The 25481-nt window shown below is 56.9% G+C and carries 17 protein-coding genes and 1 tRNA gene; 9 read left to right on the top strand and 9 right to left on the bottom strand.

Going from position 1 to position 25481, the window contains the following annotated elements; all coding sequences use genetic code 11:
* Positions 1–48: 48 nt before the first annotated feature.
* The gene (locus COMA2_RS03125) at positions 49–1440 is read left to right on the top strand and encodes a sigma-54-dependent transcriptional regulator (RefSeq protein WP_090894568.1); all 1392 of its coding nucleotides are present in this window, start codon (positions 49–51) and stop codon (positions 1438–1440) included.
* Positions 1441–1459: 19 nt separating this feature from the next.
* Here the strand turns inward: COMA2_RS03125 and COMA2_RS03120 are convergent, their stop codons facing one another.
* The 3 genes from COMA2_RS03120 to COMA2_RS03110 form a co-directional block, all read right to left on the bottom strand.
* Positions 1460–3250, bottom strand: coding sequence for a sensor histidine kinase (locus tag COMA2_RS03120; RefSeq protein ID WP_090894566.1), 1791 nt, complete (start codon positions 3248–3250; stop codon positions 1460–1462).
* Positions 3251–3299: 49 nt separating this feature from the next.
* On the bottom strand, positions 3300–4208 hold the full coding sequence (locus tag COMA2_RS03115; protein ID WP_175304364.1) for an ABC transporter substrate-binding protein: 909 nt from the start codon (positions 4206–4208) through the stop codon (positions 3300–3302).
* Between the two features lie 195 nt (positions 4209–4403).
* On the bottom strand, positions 4404–6218 hold the full coding sequence (locus COMA2_RS03110) for a TonB-dependent receptor plug domain-containing protein (protein WP_175304363.1): 1815 nt from the start codon (positions 6216–6218) through the stop codon (positions 4404–4406).
* A gap of 611 nt (positions 6219–6829) precedes the next feature.
* Here COMA2_RS03110 and COMA2_RS03105 point away from each other — a divergent pair.
* From COMA2_RS03105 to COMA2_RS03080, 5 genes are all read left to right on the top strand, one after another.
* Complete coding sequence (locus tag COMA2_RS03105) at positions 6830–7111, top strand: hypothetical protein (RefSeq protein WP_139076999.1); 282 nt, start codon at positions 6830–6832, stop codon at positions 7109–7111.
* 298 nt (positions 7112–7409) lie between these two features.
* Positions 7410–9143: a multiheme c-type cytochrome gene (locus tag COMA2_RS03095; RefSeq protein ID WP_217490601.1), complete on the top strand. Its 1734-nt coding sequence runs from the start codon at positions 7410–7412 to the stop codon at positions 9141–9143.
* A gap of 423 nt (positions 9144–9566) precedes the next feature.
* On the top strand, positions 9567–10259 hold the full coding sequence (locus COMA2_RS03090) for a response regulator (RefSeq protein WP_175304362.1): 693 nt from the start codon (positions 9567–9569) through the stop codon (positions 10257–10259).
* A 671-nt stretch (positions 10260–10930) separates the two neighbouring features.
* Entirely contained in the window at positions 10931–11239 is a 309-nt protein-coding gene (locus tag COMA2_RS19670) for a hypothetical protein (RefSeq protein ID WP_139076997.1), read from the top strand.
* Positions 11240–11387: 148 nt separating this feature from the next.
* Entirely contained in the window at positions 11388–13379 is a 1992-nt protein-coding gene (locus tag COMA2_RS03080) for a hypothetical protein (protein ID WP_090894553.1), read from the top strand.
* 253 nt (positions 13380–13632) lie between these two features.
* Here the strand turns inward: COMA2_RS03080 and COMA2_RS03075 are convergent, their stop codons facing one another.
* Complete coding sequence (locus COMA2_RS03075; protein ID WP_090894551.1) at positions 13633–14139, bottom strand: hypothetical protein; 507 nt, start codon at positions 14137–14139, stop codon at positions 13633–13635.
* A 142-nt stretch (positions 14140–14281) separates the two neighbouring features.
* On the bottom strand, positions 14282–15424 hold the full coding sequence (locus COMA2_RS03070; protein WP_090894549.1) for an HD domain-containing phosphohydrolase: 1143 nt from the start codon (positions 15422–15424) through the stop codon (positions 14282–14284).
* Between the two features lie 464 nt (positions 15425–15888).
* Between COMA2_RS03070 and rph the strand changes: the two genes are divergently transcribed.
* From rph to COMA2_RS03055, 3 genes are all read left to right on the top strand, one after another.
* Positions 15889–16614, top strand: a complete 726-nt coding sequence (gene rph / locus COMA2_RS03065; protein ID WP_090894737.1) for a ribonuclease PH — start codon at positions 15889–15891, stop codon at positions 16612–16614.
* A gap of 175 nt (positions 16615–16789) precedes the next feature.
* Positions 16790–17419, top strand: a complete 630-nt coding sequence (locus tag COMA2_RS03060) for an XTP/dITP diphosphatase (protein ID WP_245630852.1) — start codon at positions 16790–16792, stop codon at positions 17417–17419.
* A gap of 127 nt (positions 17420–17546) precedes the next feature.
* A tRNA-Pro gene (locus COMA2_RS03055) sits at positions 17547–17623 on the top strand.
* Positions 17624–18526: 903 nt separating this feature from the next.
* Here COMA2_RS03055 and COMA2_RS03050 read toward each other — a convergent pair.
* The 4 genes from COMA2_RS03050 to COMA2_RS03035 all read right to left on the bottom strand — a co-directional run bounded on the left by COMA2_RS03050 (position 18527) and on the right by COMA2_RS03035 (position 25461).
* Positions 18527–19978, bottom strand: a complete 1452-nt coding sequence (locus COMA2_RS03050) for a sigma-54-dependent transcriptional regulator (RefSeq protein WP_090894548.1) — start codon at positions 19976–19978, stop codon at positions 18527–18529.
* A 38-nt stretch (positions 19979–20016) separates the two neighbouring features.
* Positions 20017–22380, bottom strand: coding sequence for an ATP-binding protein (locus tag COMA2_RS03045; RefSeq protein ID WP_090894546.1), 2364 nt, complete (start codon positions 22378–22380; stop codon positions 20017–20019).
* On the bottom strand, positions 22381–23349 hold the full coding sequence (locus COMA2_RS03040; protein ID WP_090894544.1) for an ABC transporter substrate-binding protein: 969 nt from the start codon (positions 23347–23349) through the stop codon (positions 22381–22383).
* A 93-nt stretch (positions 23350–23442) separates the two neighbouring features.
* Positions 23443–25461, bottom strand: a complete 2019-nt coding sequence (locus tag COMA2_RS03035) for a TonB-dependent receptor plug domain-containing protein (protein ID WP_245630851.1) — start codon at positions 25459–25461, stop codon at positions 23443–23445.
* Positions 25462–25481 lie beyond the last annotated feature (20 nt).

Below are 25481 nucleotides of genomic sequence, written 5' to 3'. Positions count from 1 at the left end.
TATCTTTCCCTACAATAGCGCCTCACGAATGGAAACCAGGAGCGTCTGATGCAGGCTCGTATTCTCATTGTCGACGACGACCACGATATCCTTACTGCGCTCAAGAAGCGGTTGATCTGGATGGGGCATGAGGTGCTCACGGCTGAGGACGGCGAGCAGGGGCTGAGGCTGGCGGCAGAGGAGCAACCGGATCTGATGCTGCTGGATATCGAACTGCCGGGACTCAGCGGACTCGATGTGCTCAAACAGCTCGGTGAAAAACGTTCCGGCACTCCGCCACAGACTGTCCCGGAAGTGATCGTCATCACGGCATTCGGGACGATCGATCGAGCCGTAGAGGCGATACGGCTCGGGGCCTGCGATTTCCTGACAAAGCCGTTTGAACCCGATCACCTCTCCGTTGTGATTGAGAAGGCCATGGCACAGATGGCCCTTACGCGTCAGATCGGTCTCCTGCAAGCAGAAGTGGGGGGGCGGTATGAACATGTGGTCGGGCAGAGTCCGCGCATGGTTGAGCTTTTGGACACGGCGCGGCGCGCCGCCGGTTCGTCTGCCACGGTGCTCTTACTGGGGGAAACAGGGACGGGTAAGGAAGTGATGGCGCGCGCGCTGCATCGGTGGAGCCCGCGCGCCTCGAAGCCGTTTGTCGTCGTGAACTGCGGGGCGTTCCCCGAAAGCTTGCTGGAAAATGAGTTGTTCGGACATGAGAAGGGGGCCTACACCGGAGCGGTGAAACGCGAACCAGGCAAAATCGAAGCGGCGGAGGGCGGGACCGTCTTTCTCGATGAGATCGGCGATATGCCGGCGGGACTCCAGACGCGGCTGCTGCGCTTGTTGCAGGATCAGGAGTTTTACCGTCTGGGCGGGGCGCAGCCGATCCGCACGGATGTGCGTTTTGTGGCCGCGACGAACAAAGATCTGAAAGAGGCCATTCAGGATGGACTGTTCCGCGAGGATTTATTTTACCGCCTCAACGTGATCTCGCTTACCCTCCCGCCCTTGCGCCAGCGAGTCGATGATCTCCCACTCTTGGTGGAGTATTTTGTCCGCCGACATGGGGCGACGATGGGCCGGCGATCGTTCGTCGTGAGTCAGGATGCGCTGGACCTGATTTGTGAGTACCATTGGCCCGGGAACGTGCGGGAGTTGGAAAACGTCCTGATCCGGGCCGTCACCCTGTGTGAAGGGGACTGTATCGAGCCTCAACATCTCGGCATCGCGATTCGAAGGAAGTTGCCGGTTGAAACAAACTTATCGGAGGAAAACAACCTGAGCTACCATGCCGTGATGGAACTGTACAGCCGGAAAGTGATTGAGGAAGCGTTGCGGCGAACAGGGGGGAACCAAACGAAAGCGGCGGAGCTGCTGGGCTTGCAACGGACCTATCTGACCAGGCTCATGAAACAGCGAGGCGTCACCATGAAGCCTCCCGCCGCCTGATCGTCTCTTTGTGACAACCTCATGCTCCAGGCGCATGGGCGATCGGAGCATATTGAAGCAACGGCAGTTCCTGTTTCGAGACAGCCGGCTGCAGGGTGAAGTAAAAACAGCTCCCTTTCCCGAGAGTGGTCTCAACCTCGAGCCGGCTGTGATGCAGCTCGACGAGTAACTTGGCGATCGTCAATCCAAGCCCAGCGCCCTTTGCCTGCTTTGGCGTAGCGGCGGCCCGATAGAACGGTTGAAAGACTTTCTCGATTTCCTCCGGAGCGAGACCCGGGCCGACATCCCGCACGGAGATTTGGATCTCGCGGCCCCGCCGCGAAGCGATCTCAACGTCGACTGTTGAGTGCGGCGGGCTGAATTTGATGGCATTGTGAATGAGATTGAGGATGATCTGGTGCAACTTGTTGGGATCGCCTGACACGGATGGCAGGTCGGATGGGAGGGAGATCACGATGCTCACTCGGCGTTCGGACGCGAGCGGGTGAAGATCCTCGACTGCCTTGGCGATCACGTTCCCCAGAGCCACCGGCTCCGGACGCAACGACGCTTGGCCCATCTCGATGGTGGAGAGATCCAGCAGCTCATCGATCAATTTCTGGAGACGCGAAAGGTTGGCCTCGACACGGGCTAGCGAGCGACGCTGATCGTCGGTGACGGTTCCGTCGATGCCATCCTGCACATTCGCCAAGTGGACCTTCATGGATGTCAGCGGTGTGCGGAGCTCGTGGGATGCCGTGGAAACGAAAAAGGATTTGCGTCGGTCGAGTTCTTGAAGTTTGGCGTTCGCGGCGACAAGCTCCTGTGTGCGCGTCACAATGCGGTCCTCCAACGTGTGGGTCAGTTCACGCAACTCGTGCTCGCGCGCTTGCAATGTCATGGCCATGGCATTAAAGACACCCGTGAGGGTCCCGATTTCATCGCCCGTGCGCCCCGCGACAGGCGGCACGGTTTCTCCGGCGGTGAGCTGGGTGGCCGCTTGCGTCAGCTCTCGCAACGGCGTGGTGATGCGGCGGGCCAACAGCAGCGCCATCAGCAGTCCGGCGGCCATGATGCTGATGGTGATCGCGGCCGCCTGCCACAATAATTGGCGCAAGACGTGCTGAAGGCGCGAGGTCGACAGTCCGACTTGCACCAGGGCCGGAGCGAGAGCGCGCTGGATCTCTCCCGCAAGCGGCCCGTCTCCTCGTTCATCCAATGTCAGACTCAGGGCAGGGTCTCGTGGGGTCATGAAGGGGCGTTGCGGAACGCGAACGATGATGTCGTACACGATGGGAAGTTCGAATCCGCCCGCGACACTCAGCAATTCTTCCAGGGTGAATTCAATGTTGTGACGAAGCAGGGGCCGGTCGTCCTTGAGCTGGACGGCGCTGATGAGCGGAGCATCGGAATCAGTGTGAAGCCGAGGAGGCCACGTCACGCTCGTCAAAGAAAACTGACGCCGGCCGCTCGGCTGAACGGAGAACTGCTCCGCCCACATGCCTTTGCCGAACCCCGTCTGAAGTTCCCCGCCGGAAGAAAGGACGGCTGCGTAGGCCACCGGATCGACAGCGAGAATTTCTTGAACCAGATGACTCAGCCGCTGGGTGTCGCCGGCTACGAGGCTCAATCGACCCATGTGCGCGAGATGTTGCGCGAGGAGCGTTCCGCTTTGTCTCAGGCCTTCGGCAACCGATCGCACTTGCTGGTGAATAAACAGCCAGCCTAAGACGAGACAGGCGACAACCAGAATGACGGACATACTGAGGACGAGCTTCGTTCTGAGGGCGAACGAAAACAGAGAGCGGCGCGGAGTCAGGACTTCAAACATGGCAGCTCGCCTAGAAACCGGCAAGTGGTCGGGGTCCTTTCGATGCGCGCTAGGGAATCAAATCCGACGCCGGACCTGGTTTCCGGGCTATCGCCCCTGGTCCACCAAAACGCTGATGCGCGAGGCGCATGGTCTCAGGAGAGGGAGACAGGCCCAAATATTCGGCGGAACTCACGTTCACGGCTAATTGCGGCTGTTCGGGCGCCTGCATGGAACTCGTTGCGGTGTTGGGTTCCTTGAGCCGCGTCTGCGCGATCCGCGCGGCTTGCTGCCCCACCGTCCAAGCATCGACCACCAGCGCGCCCAGCGCTCCTTGTTGGACCAGCGTGGACGAGAAGGTAAAGAGGGGCACTTTCGCGTCAAGCGTCGATTCCAAGTAAAACGGAATGGCCGATTCGGAGATGACGGTCTGATCCTGAATCAGCCAGAGCGCGTCGATCGCGGGCAGTAAGTTTCGAACCGCTTGGGGAATATCGTCTTGTCCGCGGATCGCAACGGCCACAAGCTCAAGCCCCTGCTGTTTCGCGGCGCGATGCGCGTCACGGATAAAGGTCCCGCTGTGTTCTTCGTCGTAGAGCACACCGATCCGTCGGCGATGGGGTATGACCGAGCGAAGCGCGGTCAGTTGAGTTTCCGGCGGGGTGCGGACCGCAATCCCGGTCATGTTCGAGGCAGGGAGCCCATGCGCGTCAGGGTTGAGCACCAGGCAGAACACCACCGGCTGGTCGAAAATTTCCAATTTCGCGGCGATAGCCGCCTTGAGTCCGACAGCCAGGATCAGATCGGGAGGCGAGGCGCGCAAGGACTTGCCGATTTCCCGTCCTCGTGTCAGCTGGCCGCTGAGGTTGTACTCCTGCACCTTGGTTGTCGCGGGGATGGCTGCTTTGAAGCCTTGAACGGCTTGTTCGTAGTAGGGCAGCTCCGAAGATTGAAGGATGACAATCTCTGTGGCATCCACGAAGCTCGATAGGCTCGTAAGCCACAGTATGACGAGAAGAGAAAAGACGGGCAGCATAAGGTCACCACGCTTTATCGGCCACGGACCATCATAACGCATTCTCTCCGAGGACTGCCAACATCCTCAACCTCGAGAGTGCGATGAAGATGAATAATTAAGCAACTCTTGGGCCAGGGAATCTGTGCGACATCTGGTTTACAACTTCACCGTGAGCCACCCCATCACCCGGGAACCGAGAAGATCGCCCAGTGGGTGTTCACGATGGTTGTCATTGAGGGCATTGAAGACCGAAAGCGCCAGCTCAGCTTCCCGTACGTTGTCGCCAGATCGTTGTTGCCAGATGAGGTAGCCAAAACGGAGGTTCAGTAAGTTATAAGCGGGAACATGTTCTTGGGGAATGATAGCCCCGGTGGGGAAAAATGGAGCGAGATTCGTAAAGGCATCAGCTAAGGGATAGGATGCGGCACCTACGTGGTGGTAGAGCACCTCTCCGGTAAATGGATGCCATGTCACACGGAGTCCGGCATTGACTTTGTGGTGTGGAAACCCGTGCCGGCTGTATCCACTGGAGCTTTGTCCGATCTCCTGATATGCATAGTTGGCAAATCCCGACAGCCAGGAGGTCATCAAGACCTCAACCCCCATTTCTCCACCGTACACATCGGCCACGCCGCCATTCACCGGACGCACCGGATTCAAATGATTACCGGTCGGATTCCGAAAGGCAATTAGATCCGAAATGTGGTTGTAGAACCCCGTCAGTCTGGTCCGTAATCGATGCTCCCACCACCAGCCTTGGTAGCCCACTTCATAGGAGATGATCTGTTCTGGCTTCACGTCGGCTGTGCCCGTAACGACGGTAATCTGAGGTGGCAAGGCGGGAAGGGTGACAGGGTTTAGTAGACTGAGGCTAGCCTCAGTCGTGGTCGGCGGACGATAGGCGACCGAGGCGGACAGCCGAAGCGCATGGTTCGCATTCATATGATACACGAGCGCACCACGAGGAGAGAGGGTGGGGGCAAGGAAGGTCTCAAGGTCATAGCGCAGTCCGGCGCTCAGCTCCAGGGAAGGAAGCACCAGCCAGTCTCCCTGGGCATAGAGTCCTAGACGATTTTCCGTTGTGCGCCTTGTAAGAATGTTCGAGGAGTGAAGGATGTGACGGAAGTTTGCACCGATACTTAGGTTAAGTGTCTGAAACGGTGCCAAGCGGTATCGTGTCTCGAAGTCATAGGTATTAAGGTGGTGTTCCTGGTCTGTTCGTCCAAAGCGGTCGGTTTGAGTGAGAAGCGGCACCAGCGTTGGAAATATTCGCGGACTACTTTCTGAGAAGAGCCCGTTCCACCAGCCGCGGACTAGGAGCCTATTCTGTTCATAACTGACAAGTGCATAGGCCTGAGAAAGATGATTATCTGAAGTGGAAATTTGGTTCACGAACCCACTATAGGGGCTTGATCGTCCTAGCCCTGTCTCGGCTCGGATCTTTCCATCTCCTGACAGGCGATATTCGGCTAGCCCACCAATTCGTTGGCCACTCAGTGCTGGCGCGTCGTGGTTAGACCAACGTTGGGCCTGCTCGTGTCCGCCTGATATACGGTAGCCCCAATTTCCAATAGTTCCCGCTTGGACCGCGCTCGTGAGTAACGTGCCCACTTGACCACCTGCCACCTGAAGTGTGGTTCCTTTCAATTCTTCGGGAGATTTGGTGATGATGTTCACGACTCCGTCAAAGGCATTGAATCCATACACAGCCGATGCTGGGCCCTTCAGGACCTCAACTCGTTTGATCTCGAGCAGTGATGTGGGCAACTGTTTCCACAAGGTGAGACCAGCTTGGTCAACATAGATGGAGCGGCCATCAATCAGGACCAAGAGCTTATTGGCCGCCAGCTGATTATTTCCGCGCACACTGACGTTGAAATCGACCGCGTTCGTTTGCATGACTTCCATGCCAGGGACTTGCCGCAGCAGAGTCGGGATATCGGTTGCCCCTGAGTTTGCGGATATCTTCATCGGTGATGACGTAGACATCCGATGGGGCTTTAGAAATCGGTTGTTCATACCTGCTCGCGATGCTGACGGTTTCTTCTTTTAGGTAGAGCGATTCTTCGTGGAGCTGCTTTTCAGTTGCTGAAGAAGGACGAGGGATTGAGAACAAAGGCTCAGCCCAGCCGTCGAGCGGACCACTCCACCAACAGACGGCAATCAGGACAGTTCGTAACCATTTCATACACATTCAGAGGAGAGGCTCGACTTGTAGTAGGGTGCTGACACCTTTCCTATGGTTAAGCAACGAATTCGATCGAAAGATTCGCAAAACTCCGGGAACGGGTCCGGGAATTTACAGTAATTCGAGGGAGGTTGCCATGGTTAGGAATAAATAGCGTTTGGCTACAGAAGTTCACTGGATGTTCGCAATCGTCTCACAGGAACCGATCCGGAACATGAACCTTTCTTCCAGGTGAATCGAATCAGATACCGAATCTATTTCGATACATTTCACCGAGGAAGCGATTTTTTTGCCCTGTGACATGGTTGCTCTTCTAGCCAGGACGCGTCTCGTTGATCTCTCCCGTTGGCGTTTACGCGCGTGGTGTCGGCGGTTTGAGCCATCAGTGCACATCATGATAATCGGTAAGATCTGTGAAGGATCGAATGAGGATTTCTGGCATGAGACTGGCAGTGCATTTACCTTTATCAATCCCAGGCCGCAGCCGGACTGGATCGCCCTATCCAGCCCATATCCTTGTGAGGCTCCGACCTGGACCGGCGAGTCCGGCGGTGGTTTCCCCGTCTCACTGCCGGGCGTCGTCGTGATTCGTGGTAAGGACATGGGGAAAGAGGATGTCGCTGGGACTTATCGTCTGGGCGTGTGGGCCACAGGTTCGCCGACGGACGTATTCTAGAAAAGGGGATCAGGTCGCATGACGGTGAAGGGGTTCATTATGGAAGACGACCATGGGAAGGAATTCGTCGTGGTATGCGAGAAGCCGTATAGGCAGCCGGGAAAAGTCTTCGCGCTCAGGGGCTGGCAACGACGGCGGATGGTTCCGCTGCAATGTACAGGGCAAGAGCTTCGTCAAATCACCGGGGGAGTGCTGATGACACTCGATGACTTGTGTCAAAGCCTCCGGAGCGTATGAGGACGGTGGTTATCCTAGGGGTCTGCCTCGGGCCCCTCAATGAAAGGAGTGGTATCGCATCATGGTATGGACACAAAGCATGTGGACGATGAGCGTCAACCTCATGCGGGTATGTGCGCTGCTGGTCGTCTGCGGTGTTGTCCTGGCGGCGCAGGCGCAGGCGGATTTCCCCACCGTGCCGAAGGAAACCTACGAGGCCTTGAAGATTGATCGCTCAGCCTCGCCGAAGGAACTGTATGAAGCGTTGGTCAAGCGGTATATGGATCCGGCGCAGCAGGGCGTGGGAAAAGGGAAATACGGCGACTATTGGCAGCCGGTCTCCTTCAGTAAGTATTTCGATCCCCATACCTTCTATAAGCCCCCCCAGGCGGTGAAAGAAGTCGCCAGCCGTGAGCAGTGCGTGAAGTGCCACACGGATGAATCACCCGGATGGGTGGCGGCCTGGAAGAAGAGCACCCATGCGAATCTGGACAAGATCCGTAAGCTGACCCCGAAAGATGAGACCTTCTATAAGAAGGCGAAGCTGGAAGCGGTTGAAGCCAACCTCCGCTCGATCGGGAAGCTGGGCAAGGGGGAGAACCTGAAGGAAGTCGGCTGTATTGATTGTCACTTCGACATCAATACCAAGAACAAGGCCGATCACCGGAAGGATATCAAGCTGGCCACCGCCGATACCTGCGGGACCTGTCACCTGCAAGAGTTTGCCGAGCGCGAATCCGAGCGGGATACGATTACGTGGCCGAAGGATCAGTGGCCCAAGGGACGTCCGTCCCACGCATTGGACTATAGGGCCAATGTGGAAGTGGAAGTCTATGCCGGGATGCCGCAGCGAGAAATCGCCGATGGCTGCACGGGTTGCCACGTCAATCAAAATAAGTGCGATACCTGCCATGCGCGGCATGAATTCTCGGTGGCGGAATCACGCAAGCCGGAAGTCTGTGCGCAGTGCCATAGCGGGGCCGACCACAACAACTGGGAAGCCTATTCACTCTCCAAGCATGGGTTGAAGTATCAGCGCGCTAAAGATCACTGGAACTTCAATATCCCCATCAAGGAAGCCATCGCGAAGGGCGCCGAAACGGCCCCAACGTGTCAGTACTGCCACATGGAATATCAGGGCAAGATTGCCCACAACATCGTGCGGAAGGTCCGTTGGGCGAACTATCCGTTCGTGCCGGGCATTCGGGAGAACATCAAGACCGAATGGGCCGACAAGCGGAACGATGCCTGGGTGAAAACCTGTACCCAGTGTCACTCCGAGACCTATGCCCGCGCGTGGTTGGAGTTCATGGATAACGGAACCTTCTCAGGTATCGATAAGTACGACGAAGCCCATCATGTCGTCGAGGAGCAGTATAAGTCCGGGCTGTTGACCGGTCAGAAGACGAACCGTCCGGCACCACCGGCGCCGGAGACGGATGGCTTTGAAAAGTTCTTCCAGATCTATTGGTCGAAGGGAAACAATCCAGCGGCCAATGAATTGAAACTGTTCGAAATGGCGGAAGACCACTTGGTGCAATTACACGTCAGCTTGGCGCACCAGTATTGGGGCTATACCTATACGGTGGGTTGGGCGGCGATGAATCGGGCCTATGTGGAAATCATGGACGATGATACGCGCCTTAAGGAAAAGCTGGATCTTCAAGCGCGGGTGGCCAAGCTCGAAGGCCAGATGAAGCATAGTCTGCTGGATCTCGATACGGAGACCGGCAAGATCTCGCTGGGCGGGATCGGCGGCGGCATGATGCTCGCCGGGACCCTTGCCCTCGCAGGGTGGCGGCGTCACAAGAAGTAGCAGTGAGCGCGACGCCGTCCCTGAGCGAATCGGTATCACGTCCGTCAGGGACTAAGATCCTCCCGTCACTAGGGTTCCTCCTGGTGACGGGAGGGCTGTTTCTGATGGACGCAGAGTCGTTGCTTAGTCAGGGCGTGGCTGAACCTTTCCAATGTTGCCCTAGTGACGATTACGGTGGCGAAATGTGGCGTACAGGATAGAGGCGTGAGCGAAGTATCCAGAAATTGTGCTACAGACCCTGCGTTTTTGGCGAGTATCAGGTAGGGCGCGGCGTCGATTCAGGCTCAACCAGCAGCCGTGCCGGCCATGCTCCCTCTTTTATTCACGAGCCAACCCCTCAAGAAAGACCTTTCAGCAATGTGGAAGGTTATTTGCGAAACACGTCCGAGCCGATCTATCGGCTGTTCGTATGGATATCGCTTGATGGAGCAATTGATTCGAATGCAAGAACGAGCTCGTGTAGTTCTGATCGACCAGTCGAGTGTCGTGCTTGAAGGGCTCCAGGTGGCCCTGTCAAAGAGCAGTCGTATTCTTGTCGCTGGCACCGCGCACACCGAACAGGAGGCCGTCGCTCTGGTACGGACCTGTCAGCCGGATGTAGTGATTTTGGATATTCGAGTGGGGCATGCGAGCGGCATCACTCTCTGCGGGGTCATTCGCGAATCGTATCCGAACACCGCCGTTCGCTTCTTCACCGGCGAGGACGACAGGCACATTCTGCAATCTGCCATCCTTGCTGGCGCTCAGGGCTACTTGCTGAAGAGTGCGTCGGAGGAGTCCATCGTGAAGAGCGTTGAAATCGTCGCAGCCGGCAAAGCAACCATAGACCAGCGATTGACGCCGCGGCTTCTGGCGTGGGTCCGGGATGGAAAACGGACTGCGCCACGCGAGCGAGTGGAAAATTACTCAAATGCCGACCGTCGAGTCCTCTCGCCCATTGCCGCGGGACAAAGCAACAAAGAGATCGCCCGAGAACTGAACATCACGCCGAGTGCTGTGACGGTTCGCCTCCGGACGGTCTACAAGCGGTTGAAGATCTCAAGGAGATCGGAAGCGGTGAGATACTTCGTGCAGTGGGAGAAAGGACTGTCTGGGCGCACGAACTATTCTTCTTAACGGCTATCTCATCACCATCGGTTCTAGACCGAGTCAATTACCATATTGACTGATTGCCTTCCTGAAGGATCGCTTCACAGCATACGGTTCTAGATTTGATGATGTGAATCGAATTAGATACTGAATCAATTTAGATACTGAATCTATTTAGATATATTTGGCGCCTGACGATCATTCCGCTTGCCTGGTTGGCTTTCCGAGAGTTGAGGCACCATACCAGGCAGGTAATGAATACCGTATCAAAACTACTGATTGGCTGCGTTGCTCGACCAAGGGGAGATCCGTTTTGGAGTAGGACATTTTCGATGGCACCCGGGTATTGCATGCAGGAATGAAATTCGCATCGGAACTACGGGACTACCACTGGTTTACATATTAGCTCACGACGGATAGTGAACGTTGCTCTCTTGCCGAATCTTTCGAGACCGAATCCCATGAATAGCCCGTGCTTCGCCGACGTCATGAGGCATTGGTGCAATGGATGGCTGTTTATGAAGGATGTGAAGCCATGCATCCTAACGCACGTCTCCATGTCTATCGGAGCCTGTGCGCTGCTACTGGCTTTCGGAGGCTGCGGGTCATCGGTATCGGATCAGGATGTGCGTGCCCGGTCGTTGCCGAGAGGAAGTACCGTCGAGGCCGGTATTGCACAGATACATGAGTCGCAGCCAATGGGCTCGACAACCATGCAGGAGCGCAAGCTTGAGAAGGTTCTATCTCGAGCCGGAGTCTCCGAGCAGGAAGAGAGTCCCACCCAGTCCTTGAATTCCTCCATTCCATCGTCTGTCGAGAAGGATCTCAGCTCCTCCAATGCTCGCGACCGGTACCGAGCGTTGGATCACTGGGAGTCAAAGGACAGCAAGGCGCCGCTCGATCCGGTATTCGATGCGATGGAGGATGACGATCCCGCCGTGCGGGCCAAGGCCACGGCGATTGTCGAACAATACTGGGCGGCGGAGCAGGAGAGGGAGAAACAATAGATCAAGAGGGAGGCTAGGCACGGAAGCGCATCTTGTTGTGAAACATGATCAGTGTGCCGAATTAGTGACCGTCCTCAACCAGGGCGGTATGTGGTGGCCTAGGTTCCAAGTCCTGGGCCGGTTCTTCAATCAATAGGGAGGCTGTGTTATGAAAATGAGTCGTGTATTACCCCTGGCCGCAGGACTGTTGCTGGGAGCGAGCCAGCTGGCGGTAGCGGCGAATCAGACGTTTGTCGTCAATGATACGCCAGGCCATTGGTTCGACGCGGGTTCCGCGTGGGACTTGGGAGGCACCCGGTCACTGGTTGTCGTGACTCCGGGCGATACGGTGTTCTTCACGCAGACACAAGGACCGAAGGCCGTGGAGAGCCGCCACACCGTGACCAGTCTGATCTGGCCGGCCGGTTCTCAAGCTTCCGAGCAGATCGATCAAGACAGCGCCAATATGCTGGACCATCAGGTTACGCTCCAGACGCCGGGCCTGCATGTCTTCGTCTGCAAGCTGCATCCTTACATGCTGGGCGCTGCCATCGTCGATGATCCCAACACGCCAGGGCTGGATCTCGGTGAAAATCTGGTCCTGTTAGGCGGACCAGGCGGAACAGTCCCGTTCCCCACTGTGGTTGGCGGCGCGCCGACAGATATTGCCCTGCGCGTTCTGCGAGCCTTCTTCATTGTGACCAATCCAGGCAATTGGAAAGACTACACGAAGGTCGGCACCCCGTACGAGCCGAAATATCCCGAGGTGCCGGTCAAGCTTGGTAGCCTCTCGATCGCCAACCTGAATACCGCCATGCAAGCCTATTTCGTGACGACCAAGCACATTGACGGTGGGGTCATTGAGAAGCAAGACAAGCCCAAGAAGAACGGCATCGGCGAGGTATGGGTCGATACCGCCTACGAATTGACGGCTGGGAAGCCGGAGCAGTTTCCCGGGACAATGACCGTGGTGTCGGCCACGGGCTGGGGCGTGAAGCGGAAGATTGCGTTGCCCGAGCAGAAGATGAACAATGGACACAACTTCTGGACCAGCCATGATCAGAAGGAGATCTATCAGACGGAATGGCACGGCAACAGTCTCTACGTGATCAATCGGCGGAACGGCACTCTCATGCAGGAGATTGATCTCGTCAACGGACCTGAGGTCAACGATCCCAAATTCAACGGCAAGAAATGCTATGACCCCGCCCATGTGATGACGCGGGTGGACACGCAGCAAGTGCATGCGGGGTGCAATGGTGACGATACCGTGGTGGAGTTGAATCGCGATCCCGCCACCGGCCTGCTGAGCATCAACCGGTTTATTCCGATGTCCATGGTCGCAGGGAGCAAACAGACCCAGCCCCATGCCCACTGGATGGGGTTCGACGGTAAGTCGATGATCACTCCGAATTCGAACACGGGCGACTCCACGCTCTATGATTTCAACAATAACGTCATTCTGGATCAAGAGCCGAGTGGCGTGTTGCCTATTGCGACCGGCATGATGCCGGATTCGAGCAAAAACTATGTGTCCAACTACCTGGGCCACACCATCTCGGTGATGTGTGGGCAGTATCCGAAGCCGGCGGGGAGCTGCGTTCCTGGGCAGAAGATCAAGGACATCAGCCTGCTCCTCAATGGGAACTATCATCCGGTCACCGGCGACATCACCGGCCCGATCGGTGGCTTTTCGGTCCAAACCCCGGTGAGCCCGGATGGGAAATTCGTGATTCAGGGCAATACGTTGACGGGGACGATCACCATCATCGATACGGCGACGGATACGCTGGTGAAGATGGTGCCCTGCGATCCTGGCTGCCACGGGGTGAACTTCGGCGCCAAGAAAGGTGGCGGGTACTATGCCTATGTCACCAGCAAGTTTGCCAACCGGCTGATCGTATTGGACTATGATCCCAACAATGATGGTAACGTCAATGACGCCGTGATCGCCGGGACCGTGGTGCTGGCGAACGACAATGTGCCGAAGGATGACCAGATCATCGGCAACAAGGGCTTTGGTGCCCAGGGTGTGCAACCGGTCCCCAACGTCTACAACGGTTGGGTGCAAGAGCTGCCGGTGGGGTACAAGGCTCAGCTCACGAGAAAACAGCGGAATCCAATCGGGCCACTTCCTGGCCGGAACCCGCATGACGAATAGGGCTGAGTGAAGAATAGGCCCCCTGGCCCCGCAATGTCACATCCCTGGTGACGATGGCTTGCCGCTATCGTCACCAGGGTCCCCTCTTGCCCTCTGCCCAGCTCGCCCGAAGCATTGTCCTGGCCTGGCGGAGGTGTTCTCGTCAAATCGATCAGAAACGTTGCGCCTCCGACGCGCTCCGTGGTCCGGTATGAGCCGGTGATGGTGAAGGTGGGTCTGACGGTTGTTGTGCGGAGGGAGATGTTAAGTCAGCCTACACAACTGATTTCAATAGATCGTCCTCGAATTCCGTTATCTTACTCCGCAGCGCATTCACGAGCTGTCGGTACCGCTCCTCGGCCCAGGCATTGAAGGACTCGGCGTTCGGGAACACGAGGTCCCAGGCCTTGGCGGCTTCCAGCATCAAGAGCTGCTGCGGCTTGTTGTGTCCGGGGAACAAGACGATGAGGACGGCGGAGTTCCCGGTCAGACTGATGTCGGTGAAGATGTGCAGGAGGGAGGTGGAGGGGAGCATGACTTCTCGCGAAGCGGCTTCAACGAGCGGTTGATAGAGACGATGCAGCAATTGCGCGGTGACCTCGTGTGGGTTGGCAGGGGTCAGCAGGCGAGGATTGGGCTTTTCTCCGAATAAGTTCTCGGTCAGATAGGTGGCTGCTTCCCAGGTCGGCATGGTGCCTGAGGCCACCAGTGCTTCGCAGAGGTAGGCGATCCAATTACGGTTCCGGAGACGTTTGCGAACGGCAGCCAACTTTTTCGCCATACTCGGCAATTCCTTCTTCCCATGGCCCCGATGGCTGTGAGTTCATCAAAGTCTTCGGTCGGTCGAAAAAGTATATCGGTGGTGTCACAGTCGGTCAACGAATTGCCGACAATCGAGCAATGGGTGGGGCCGGCTGAGAGACTTATGGTTGGCGGAAGGTATTGGAATGCACGCGGTCCGCATATTGATCATGGATGCGCGTCAGTTCCTCGTTCGAGGCGACGAAGATGTCCAGCAGCTCGGGATCGAAATGTTCGCTCCGGTGCTTGAGCATGAGCTCAATGGCATGACTGACTTCAAAGGCCGGCTTATAGACCCGTTGCGTGGTCAGGGCATCGAACGCGTCGGCAATCGCGGCAATGCGGCCTTCGATGGGAATGGCCTCGCCTTGTAATCTGCGGGGATACCCCGTCCCGTCGAAACGCTCATGGTGGGTGTAGGCGATGACGGCTGCGACTTTCAGCAGTTCCGCCTCCGACCCGCTGAGGATTTTGTACCCGATTTCGGCATGCTGCGCGATCACTCCGAATTCCTCCTGCGTGAATTTGCCGGGTTTCAGCAACACATGATCCGGGGTGCCGATTTTGCCGATGTCGTGCATGGGGCTGGCGGTCCGGATCAAGTCGCATCGTTCAGGCGATAAGCCGGCTTTGCGCGCGAGCATTTCACAGTAGTGACTCATGCGTTGAATATGCTGAGCGGTGGCGTTGTCCCTGAATTCCGCCGCAATGGCGAGCCGCTGAATGGTTTCCTCGCGAGATAGGCGGAGTTCTTTTTCACTCCGTTCGAGCCAGTCCAAGGCCTGCTGTAATGCGAGAGTTCTTGTTCGGACGACATCCTCAAGATTTTCGCGATGGAGACGGTTTTCCATCTCAAGCCGGCGGCGGCGGAGGGCATTGGCGACGTCGATGAGTACTTCATTGGATTCGAACGGCTTGACGATGTATCCGAACGCGCCACCGTCGAGCGCCGCGTTGGCCAGGACGGAGCTATCGAGGCCTGTGACCATGATGGCCGCTGTATGGTTCTGGTCCGAGAGAATGCTACGCACCAGGTCCATGCCGGATTCTCCCGGTAAATTGACATCGCACAGCATCAAGGCAAAAGGCTGGTCGCTCAGCTTTTGCCGGGCCTCTCGGGCATCGGCGGCGCAGTCGACCTCATACCCATGGGATTGCAGTAAATAGGCGAGGAGGCGCCTGATCGGTTCTTCATCGTCGACCACCAGAATGTTGCGATTGTCGAGCAAGGCTTGATGAGCGGTTTGGTTTAGCAGGATCGCCATGAGTCGGGTGTTCTTTGGATTGTCTGGGTCGAGAATCGTGTTGTTTCTTCTTTATCGGCTCATTGGCGATTAACCTGAGTGCCGTCAGACCTTCGTAGACGTGTGCACTTTTTGTGCCATTGCATTCCTCCGTGTCTTGAGCTATCGGCTCGTCTACCTATCAAGGTTGCGCGGGGGAAAAAGTCTGAATCCTTCCGCCTGGAACGGTTTTCATCGTGGGGCTGCCGCGATCAGAGTCAAACATCAGTGGTGCTCTCGAACGGCTATGCCTGTGTGATGTGCGGAATTCACCAAACGCGAGGGGCGGGATTTGTACAGGATGGGCAGGGGCATAGGGATGGTCCGACCCCTCAACAACGCCGACGATGCCGGGACAACCGATCGGTTTGCGCTTTCTTAGGGCCTTCACTATAATTCCGACCTTACTCTTGAGGAGGGGCGTACGAATGAGCGCAATTTCAGGGTTGGTCCGTTTCGATGGGCGTCGCCGAGATCAGGTCCGTCCCGTGAAAGTCACCCGCAACTTTACCAAACATGCCGAAGGGGCTGTTCTGATCGAAATGGGAGACACGAAGGTGATTTGCACGGCGTCCGTTGAAGAAAAGGTACCGCCTTTTCTCAAAGGCAAGGGGACCGGATGGGTGACGGCCGAATACGCGATGTTGCCGCGCGCAACTCATGAGCGATCGCCGCGAGAGGCGGTCAAGGGAAAGCAAGGCGGCAGAACTCTGGAGATTCAACGTCTCGTCGGACGGGCGCTGCGGTCGGTGACGGATATGTCGCAACTGGGCGAGCGGTCCATTTGGATCGACTGCGATGTGATCCAAGCGGATGGAGGCACCAGAACTGCCTCTATCACCGGGGCTTTTATCGCATTGGCCGATGCCTGTGCCGTGCTGAAAAAAAGGGATCTGTTGAAAAAGATTCCCCTGACCGACTATTTGGCGGCCATCAGCGTCGGAAAGGTCGGCGGAGAAGTCATGGTGGATCTGGCGTATACCGAAGATTCCATGGCGGAAGTGGATATGAATCTCGTGATGACTGGTCGTGGCCGGTATGTCGAGGTACAGGGCACGGCGGAACGCACCCCGTTCGCGAAGCAAGATATGGATGAGTTTCTGAATTTTGGCTGGCAGGCCATCCAACGATTGACCGCCATTCAGAAAGAGCTGATCGGTGCGCTCGACTAACCCGCATTATTCATGAGCGTTTCAACCGCAATCGCGAATTCGCTGCTGCGACAAGCCTTCGGCGGGCAAGCTCGCCCCTCGCAACCTCGACATACAGTTTCACGTATGCTTCGGCTCCTCGGGACTCCGCGTACCTGTCTCGCCACGCGACTGCGCGATTTCGTCACGAACCGTCATGAATAATGCGGGCATGAGACCGATCGAACAAATCCTCCTCGCGACCAGAAACCCGGATAAAGTCAGGGAGCTGACGGCTCTTCTCGGAGATCTTGGGATTCGCATCCGTACGCTGGTCGATTTTCACGCCGCGCCGGAAGTCGAAGAAGACGGCGCAACCTGCGAAGCCAACGCGCTGAAAAAGGCCGGAGTGATCGCCGCTGCGACAGGCGTTCCGTCGCTCGCGGATGATACAGGACTCGAAGTTGACGCGCTGGGGGGGAGGCCCGGTGTATTTGCGGCTCGATATGCGGGGGACGGCGCAACCTACGAAGACAACTGTCGGAAGCTGCTCAAGGAACTGCATGGCGTACCGCGAGCCAGGCGGACTGCCCGCTTCATAACCGTCGCCGCCTTGGCGATGCCGGGCGGAGATACTCGAGTCGCCATCGGAACTCTGGCTGGTGTCATCGCTGAAGCGTCGATTGGTATGCAAGGATTCGGGTACGACCCCGTGTTCTTCGTTCCGGAGCTGGGTCGCACGTTGGCCGAGTTGACGGCTGAAGAAAAAAACCGTATCAGCCATCGAGCCAAGGCATTTCGAGCCATGGCCGACATTCTTCGACCGTTTTCCGCAGGAACGTCGTGAGCTGCGTGGCGCGCTGGTACGGTATGCGAAGGCGGACATTGCCTGGACACCAATCGGAACATTCCTGTATATAAGGATCTGTAGTTTCGTGCCGCTTCGCTAGGAAGCGTGAAGGTGGAGAGTCCGTCGGGGCGTAGCGCAGCCCGGTAGCGCGCCTGCTTTGGGAGCAGGATGTCGGAGGTTCAAATCCTCTCGCCCCGACCAAACCGCACTTCGTGTGGGCCGTGCGCTGATCATCGCCGTATCGTGATTGACACGCACGGATAAACACCTCCTAGTGATTCGAATTTCCAATCGTGCTCGACACGGAGCCTCCTCTTCCATAAAGGCGACGGGATAAACCTCTTCAGTATCTTCTTTCATTTCTGCCTCGTTCGAGCTGTTCAACGCGAGCCGGTAGGTAGTAGAACCCATCCCGGCTCGCATCTAGATCTATTCCCCACGATGAAAACCTTTTGGTAAGGGATCAAAGCCGCACGCCTCACCACGATTACTCGCGCTCAGGGCGAAACGTCCCATACATAAAGAACAGCGCACCGATCACCAGCGCTCCAATGTTCAACAACATCAGCAGTATCATCACCTCTCACCCCCTTTCATGAAGAGTTCGTCGCGATGCTGCATCGCGCGAGATTGAGGCAAACCTATTTCCTCACGCGTCACGCCTCGCGCATGAACATCACCATCATCACCACTGCAAAAATGATCGCGCCCAAAATCGTCACCATGGCCATCTCATCACTCATCATATTTGTACCCGTCCTTTCTGTGCGTTTCGTAACGTGTGGTTCTCCGGATCTTGAGCCGTCATCGCTCGGAATCCCGTGATCCCACGGTGGCCTGATCCTTGTTGATGAGGAGTGCTGAAGCATTTTTCGGACCACAGCCGATCCGCGCATAAAGACTTGTAGTTGCATCACCTCTGTGATCCGCTCGCAGATCGGATCATTCGCTTCCGAATCCGAACGGATGCTAGGTGAATCGGATGTGATGCAGCGGGCGAGATGAATTGATTCTTGAACGACCGAGGAAACGGCACGCCGGCGGGCGACGGGTGTCCGCCGTTGTTCGGAGAGACGGAACTATGAGACGAACACTTGCCAGCCTTCAATCGGCAGGAGGAACAGGCGGCTTGCCGGGAATCTGCTTCTGCCGGAGCAATTTGGTCAAGTAGGTTCGTTGCAAGCCGAGTTCGGCTGCCGCTTTCGTCTGATTCCACCCGTTCCGACGCAAGGCTTCCTCAATCAGCTTCTGGCTGTAGGCATCCATGCTCTTGTGATATGAGAAAAACAGGATCTCGGTAGCGGGCTCTTGATTCACCGGAGGAGCGGCGATCGTTGACGTCGTGGAAGCCGTCAAGGCGAGGTGCTCCGGGTCAATCGTGTCGCCGGGGCATAAGATCATCGCGCGAGTGAGCACGTTTTCCAACTCACGGACATTGCCGGGCCAGGCGTACTGTTGCAGCGCCTGGAAGGCTTCGTCGCTGAGGGTCAAGCGTTTGCACAGGCCTATGTTGCTGGGACGGGTGAGAAAATGGTGGATGAGCGCGGCAAGATCGTCCATCCGTTCCCGCAGCGGCGGCAGAGCGACGGTAATCACGGCCAGGCGAAAATACAGGTCTTCACGGAACGTGCCTTGCTGAATGGCCTGTTTCAGATCTTTATTCGTCGCGGCGATAAACCGGACGTTGGTCCGGACTTCTTGCGTGCCGCCGACCCGGTAGAAGGTCCGGTCTTGCAGGACTCGCAAGAGATGGCTTTGCATGGTGAGCGGCATGTCACCGATTTCGTCAAGAAACAGCGTGCCTCCTTCGGCGATCTCGATTTTGCCGGGCTCCCGCTTGATGGCGCCGGTGAACGCGCCCTTCTCATGGCCAAACAGCTCGTTCTCCAATAAGTGTTCCGGAAAGGCGGCGCAATTCACGGCAATAAACGGTTTCGCGGAGCGAGGACTCCATCGGTGAATAGCGCGGGCGACGACTTCTTTTCCGGTCCCCGTTTCGCCGAGCAATAAGACGGTCGCGGAGGACGCCGCCGCCTGTTTGGCCACCGTCAGTTGTTCGCTCATCGGTTTGCTGGTCGAGACGATCGGTTCGAACTGATCATCAACCTCCTTGCGGAGCGTATCCACGTGTCGGTGGAGGGAGACGGTGGCCAAGGCCTTGTTGATGACGATGGCGAGGTGGTCCGCGGTGAACGGCTTCGGCACAAAGTCGAAGGCGCCAAGTTGCATGGCTTGTACGGCGAGTTCAATGGTTCCATAGGCAGTGAGTATGATGATCAATGGGGTGGTATAGGGGGGTGTGGGCTGGGGTGTCTCCTCGTTTCTGGGTTCACTCGGAATGGATGCCGCACCGATTTGCCTTAATACGTCAAGCCCGGAGATCTCCGGGATTTTCAAGTCGAGCAAGACGAGATCGGGCTCTTCTTCCCCGATCATGCGCAAGGCATCCTTGCCGTTCGTTGCCGTCAGGGGTTCGTGTCCCATAAAACTGACACGATTCTGCAGGCTCAGGAGGATATCGGGGTCATCGTCGACAACAAGAATTTTAGCGCGCATCGTCTGTCGCTCCTTTTTCAATAAACAACGTTATGCTCTCACACGATGGGGATGCCATCGGCCTGTCGAGTTGTTTCGCTCGACTCACCCTGTGATCCGGCGAGTGGGAGTGTAAAATAAAAACGGGACCCCACCTCCGGCCGGCTCTCCACCCAGATCTGTCCGCGATGCATGGTGACGAGTGTCTTTGTAATGCAGAGACCAAGTTGCGCGCCTTGCGATGTGGGCATGGCCGACGGCACTCTGGAAAACTCTTCGAAGATGTTCGACAGATAGGACGGGGCGATTCCGCAACCGGTGTCGGCGATACAGGTCTGTACGAAGCCCGGCGGCGACACGCGACACTCCACCGTCACACGACCCCCGGCTGGGGTGAATTTAATCGCATTGCCGATGAGGTTCCACAGAATTTGTTCCAATTTGTCGCGATCGCCTTGAACAAGTGGAAGCGACTCGGCCGGCGCGACGGCAAGGGTGACGGTTTTCTCCGCGGCCATCATCTGCAAGCTGTCAGCCGTGATCGTTGCGATCTGGTGGATGCAGACGTCCTCCAAGCGAAGCTGGATGTTTTTGGTGTCGAGGCGCGACCAATCGAGCAGTTGCACGATGATTCTCCCAAGCCGGGCGACGTTGTGTTCGATGCGGGAGAGGTAAGTGTGTTGTAGATCATTCAGCGGGCCTGTGACGCCGTCAAGCATGTTTTCTGAAAAGCTTCGAATCGCCGTCATGGGTGTTCGAAGCTCATGCGAAACGACGGAAAGAAACGTCGACCGGCGCCGATCATGTTCTTGCAGCCGGGTGTTGGCGCGCGAGAGCTCTTCGGTCCGTTGCTCGATGCGTTCCTCCAGATGCTGCGTCAACTCCGTCAAATCGGAATAGGCCTTGGCATTGTCGATGGCGGCCGCCACATGGCCGGCGATCGTCAGCAGAATATGGAGGTCCTCGTCGCTGCATTGCTGCACGCCTCGGCTACCTGCCAGATAGCCGAGGATCTTGGCATGGCTTTGCAGCGGCACGCACGCAACCGAGCGCGTCTTGGAACGGCGCAGCAATTCAAGCACCGGAGGGTGCACGCGTGACGTGACGGCTTCAATATCGTGGATCAGCAGTGGTTTGCCGTGAATGAGGAGATCGGCCGTGGTGCTGCCGTCATGCACTGGTATGTGTATTCGGCGCGCCGCATGCTCTATCTCCGGGGAAACGCCGATGATATGGGCGACGGAACAACTGTTCCGCTCCGCGTGGTAGAGCACGATCGCCATCTTAGAAAACCCTAGATTCGCGGCAAGCAACTGGAGCACCGTGTCAAGCAACTGGTCCAGGTTAAGCATGTTGGCGCTGGCGATGGCGGCACTGGCCTGATGCACCGTGGTCAATTGCGTAACCTGACGCCGGATCGTTTCGAGGTTCATGGTGATGGCGTGATTGCGATCATGCAAGGACTGTGTCATCGCGTTGAACACATCGGTCAGTTCACCGACCTCATCGTGAGTGGATGCGATAAGAGCAACCGGCGCATCATTTCCTTTGGCAAGTTGGCGAGCAGAGTTGGCGAGACTCCGCAGCGGCGTCGTAATGCGTGATGTCAACAGATGAGCGCCGACAATGCCTCCCGCGATGATGAGGAGGGTAAGGATCGAGACATTGCGGACGATCACCGATAGGGCCTCCTTGGCCTGCATGTCGGTGATTCCGATGCGGACGAGGCCGATGATCGGAGAGGATTGTTTCGGGAGAGCAGAGCGTGTTTTTTCTTCCAATTCAACCGAAAGCTGAGGTATGGGTGGCGCAGCCGGGGATTCCCGAAGAATAGGCATCGCGAAGTCGAACAGAGTTTCTTTTCCCAGGAGAAATGGCAGGAGCCAGTCTGAAGACGCATCCTGCGGGACCAATGTCTGTTCAGGCGAGAGCACGACCCGCGTGATCAGCGGAGTCGTCAATGGAGCCTGGAACAGCGATTGTGAGATTCGGTCGTTCGGATAGAGCGGTTGTTCCGTGGCAGGAGAGAATCCGTTCGACGCGTTCCGAGTTCGTTTGCTTTGTCGGTCAAGAATCCGGCCATCGGACGCCGCGATGACCACATAGACGACGTGGTCGATTGCCATGAGGCTCTGAATGAATTGCTCGAGCGTGACGTGATCTTCAAGGACGACGCCGGCGACGCGAAAGTGCTCGTTGCGGACGGTATTGGTCAATAAGATCGTTCCAAGTTCTTCCAGATTATCGGTCATGGCCTGTCGTCTGGTCTCAATGAAATACCAGCTCAAGGACGAACAGGTCATGATGAGGATCAGGCTGAACAGGACCACGAACTTCATGCGGAGGCCGAAGAACCGCGCGGTCGGTCTGGGTTCCGGATTCGGCTTCTCCTGGATCGTGGTGTCGCGCATGGATTGGTCCATTCAATAAGTCTCGTCGATCAGGTTGTCGAGCTCTTTGGGAATCGTCACGCCTAAATATCGCGCGGTCTTCTGATTCACCGTGATTTTGACCCGCTGGACCGAGACAGGATTGAGCGGGAGCCGTTGTTCGCCGTTCACGATACGTTTGGCGAGGAGACCGGCTTCTCGGCCGACTTCGCCGTAGTCGATCGACATGCTGAGCAGGGCGCCAAGGCGCGTCAGCTCGGAGGAAAAGCCGATGACGGGAACCTGTTTGGCCACTGCCGATTCGAGGATGAAGCGGATCGATTCGTCCGTCAGGACGGTCGAGTCCGGAATGAGCCACAACGCTTCCGATTCGGACAAGAGCGTCCGTAGTTGCTGTGGAACATCTTTCTCATTCTCGACCGGAAACCCCTGCAAGCGAAACTCATAGACGGAGGCTCGCGCCGCCGCCTCCTTCAACTTGGGCGCGGACTTATCGGGGTCGTACATCATGCCGATCCGGCGCAGGGTGGGGAGGAACGTGCGCATGATCTTGAACTGACGGTCCGTCGGAATTTCCAGTAGAACTCCGGTCATATTGTCAGCGGTGAGGCGATGTTTCAAGGGGTCGAGAATCATCATGTACAGGACCGGAGTGTCCACGATCTCCAGCTTGGCCGCCAATGCCGCTTTCAGGCCGACCGCGACCACGAGCGCCGTGTCCGACGCGCGGAGTTTTCTGGCGAGTTGCTTTCCCCGTTCAAGGTCGCCTCGCAGGTCGTATTCGGTATAGGTCGTTCCGACGGGCGCCGTCGTCTTGAATCCTTCAACGGCATCATTGTAGGCCTTCAGATCGGACGATCTCAGAATGGCAATCTCCACGCCTCCAGCCTGTGTCCTGGTCGGGACGGAGCAAAAAATAGCGATGAGGGTAAACGACGCCAGCCAGGCATGCCACGAGCGCAAGCTCGTCTTTCTTCGGCTTGTACGGGCGAGAAGCATCATAATCGTATCGTCCGAGCAGAGATCACAGGCTCTGCAATCGATGAATCAGTATGGCCCGGCAAAACGTTCAGCATCGTCGTCCGGTTCTCTGGGCTAGTAGCGTGCCGTCAACCAGCCCATGACGCGGCTCCCGAGTGTGTCCCCTAAGGGATGTTCTTTGTGTGTGTCGTTCAATGCATTAAACGCGGAAACCGCGACTTCAGCGTCCCGCAGGTATCCCGCCGCAGCCGGTTGTTGCCAGAAACGATAGGCTGCCCGTAGGTTCAACAAATCATAGCTCCGCACCCGCTCGTTCGGGGGCGTGGGTGAAAGCGAGTAGAATCCTTCGATCGGGTAAGTAGCCGAGCCCACGTGAAAATAGTTGATCTCGGCGCTGAGGCCGTTTTCCCACAGGCCGCGCGCGCCGGCGTTGATTTTAAAGCGAGGGGCGCCGCGATCGGCTCCCCGTTGGGTGACCTCCTGGTACGTATAGTTGGCGTAACCGCTGAGCCAACTCGTTGCCATACACTCAACGCCGGCCTCCCCGCCGAAGATGTCCGCCTCCCCGACGTTGGAATTGTTGAACCCGGTCAGAGGGTTCCCGCCGGTATCGATGAGGTCGGAAATGTGATTCAGAAAGAGATCGGTCCGTAATCTTACACGGTGGTTGAAGTACCAGCCTTGATACCCAATGTCATAGGCGATGATTTGTTCCGGGTGCAAATTATGCGAGCCGCGGACCGGCACGTTGGCTGTGACTCCCGACGGAGGAAGAAACTGTACTCGTAAGTCCTCGTGAGTGTCGAAGAGCGCGGGTGGACGATAACCCATCGACACGGAGGCCCGCAAAGTGTGGGCAGGAGTCAGTTGATACAATAACGATGCTCTCGGGCTGATCGTGGGATTAATCTCCGTATGGAGATCGTAGCGGGCGCCGGCCACCACAGTGAACCGGTCGGTGACTTTCCACTCATCCTGTACATACATACCGAGGCGGTTCTCCTGACTCGCGCCCGTGATGCTGTTTCCTGAAAATGTATTGAGTCGGTAGTTGAGGCCGTAGATCAGTCGATGTCCACCCCATTCCAGGGTATGCTGGGCCTCAAGGTTGTAGGTATTCCCGAGAAAGTCCAAGCGCGTGCCGCCGTTTTTGTCGGTCGTGCGGAGAAACGCAGCCAGCAGAGGGTCGGTCAATATATCGGACAGTGCATTGAACTGGTTCCAATAGGCGCGGACAAAAAAATCGGGGCGTTCGTAGACGATGTTGGCGTAGGGAAGTACGAACTGGGAGTTCAGAACGACGGCGCCGCGGAAGGTGGGTCCGTCAAATCGGTTGTTATCAAGAAATCCGCCTGACACCTTGAGTGTCGAGTCCGATGTCAGCGCGTACTCCGTGTGGGCGTTGAATTTATAGGTTCGAAAGGCGAGCGCATCCCGATTCCGCCATTGTTGATTTTGCTCCTCTCCCGCGGAAAGGCGATAATTCCATTTTCCGGCCCGGCCGGCATGAATGGCCGAGCCGGTCAGCGTGCCGAACTCTCCACCGCCGATCTGCATGGTCGTGCCCTTCATCTCTTCCGGAGATTTCGTGATGATGTTGATGATGCCGTCGAACGCATTGAATCCATAGATGGAGGAGGCTGGACCCTTCAGGACCTCGATCCGTTTGATCTCCGGTAATGTCACGGGCAGCATTTTCAGAAAGGTCGTGCCCTGCGCGTCGATATAGATGGAGCGACCGTCGACCAGGACCAGCAGCTTATTGGCCAGCAACTGATTGTCCCCTCGGACGCTGACGTTGAAGTCGGCGCCGCTCATCTGAATGATTTCCATGCCGGGAATGCGCCGCAGCACGGTCGGAAGGTCCACCGCGCCTGATTGGCGGATGTCCTCGTCGGTGATCACATAGACATTCGACGGCGCTTGAGAGATCGGCTGCTCGTAGCGCGACGCGATGCTGACCGTCTCTTCCTCTTTGAGCAGTTGGAGTTCGACAGGGATGCCCTGATCGAGCGGCGCGCCCGATTTGTTCTTGCTGTCTTCTGGCCGGGCCGCGACGGGGCACAGCATCGACAAGGCAATGGCGACGAAGGATAGGCAAGCGGGAAGGAAGGTTAGATGATATCGTGCCATGCAAATCCTATCAGGAAGCG

Origin of the sequence: Candidatus Nitrospira nitrificans (assembly GCF_001458775.1) — a bacterium.
Classification (GTDB): domain Bacteria; phylum Nitrospirota; class Nitrospiria; order Nitrospirales; family Nitrospiraceae; genus Nitrospira_D; species Nitrospira_D nitrificans.
Note: the sequence above shows the minus strand (reverse complement) of the source record. Positions and strands in the feature narration are given on the sequence as shown.

Excerpts from the sequence above, each read along its gene's own strand:
- COMA2_RS03050 (WP_090894548.1), bottom strand. The coding sequence starts at position 19,978 with ATGCGCGCTAAAATTCTTGTTGTCGACGATGACCCCGATATCCTCCTG.
- COMA2_RS03105 (WP_139076999.1), top strand. The coding sequence starts at position 6,830 with ATGATAATCGGTAAGATCTGTGAAGGATCGAATGAGGATTTCTGGCAT.
- COMA2_RS03125 (WP_090894568.1), top strand. The coding sequence starts at position 49 with ATGCAGGCTCGTATTCTCATTGTCGACGACGACCACGATATCCTTACT.
- COMA2_RS03035 (WP_245630851.1), bottom strand. The coding sequence starts at position 25,461 with ATGGCACGATATCATCTAACCTTCCTTCCCGCTTGCCTATCCTTCGTC.
- COMA2_RS03060 (WP_245630852.1), top strand. The coding sequence starts at position 16,790 with ATGAATAATGCGGGCATGAGACCGATCGAACAAATCCTCCTCGCGACC.
- COMA2_RS03040 (WP_090894544.1), bottom strand. The coding sequence starts at position 23,349 with ATGATGCTTCTCGCCCGTACAAGCCGAAGAAAGACGAGCTTGCGCTCG.
- COMA2_RS03095 (WP_217490601.1), top strand. The coding sequence starts at position 7,410 with ATGGTATGGACACAAAGCATGTGGACGATGAGCGTCAACCTCATGCGG.
- COMA2_RS03070 (WP_090894549.1), bottom strand. The coding sequence starts at position 15,424 with ATGGCGATCCTGCTAAACCAAACCGCTCATCAAGCCTTGCTCGACAAT.
- COMA2_RS03090 (WP_175304362.1), top strand. The coding sequence starts at position 9,567 with ATGGAGCAATTGATTCGAATGCAAGAACGAGCTCGTGTAGTTCTGATC.
- COMA2_RS03075 (WP_090894551.1), bottom strand. The coding sequence starts at position 14,139 with ATGGCGAAAAAGTTGGCTGCCGTTCGCAAACGTCTCCGGAACCGTAAT.
- COMA2_RS19670 (WP_139076997.1), top strand. The coding sequence starts at position 10,931 with ATGGGCTCGACAACCATGCAGGAGCGCAAGCTTGAGAAGGTTCTATCT.
- COMA2_RS03120 (WP_090894566.1), bottom strand. The coding sequence starts at position 3,250 with ATGTTTGAAGTCCTGACTCCGCGCCGCTCTCTGTTTTCGTTCGCCCTC.
- COMA2_RS03080 (WP_090894553.1), top strand. The coding sequence starts at position 11,388 with ATGAAAATGAGTCGTGTATTACCCCTGGCCGCAGGACTGTTGCTGGGA.
- COMA2_RS03045 (WP_090894546.1), bottom strand. The coding sequence starts at position 22,380 with ATGGACCAATCCATGCGCGACACCACGATCCAGGAGAAGCCGAATCCG.
- COMA2_RS03110 (WP_175304363.1), bottom strand. The coding sequence starts at position 6,218 with ATGAAGATATCCGCAAACTCAGGGGCAACCGATATCCCGACTCTGCTG.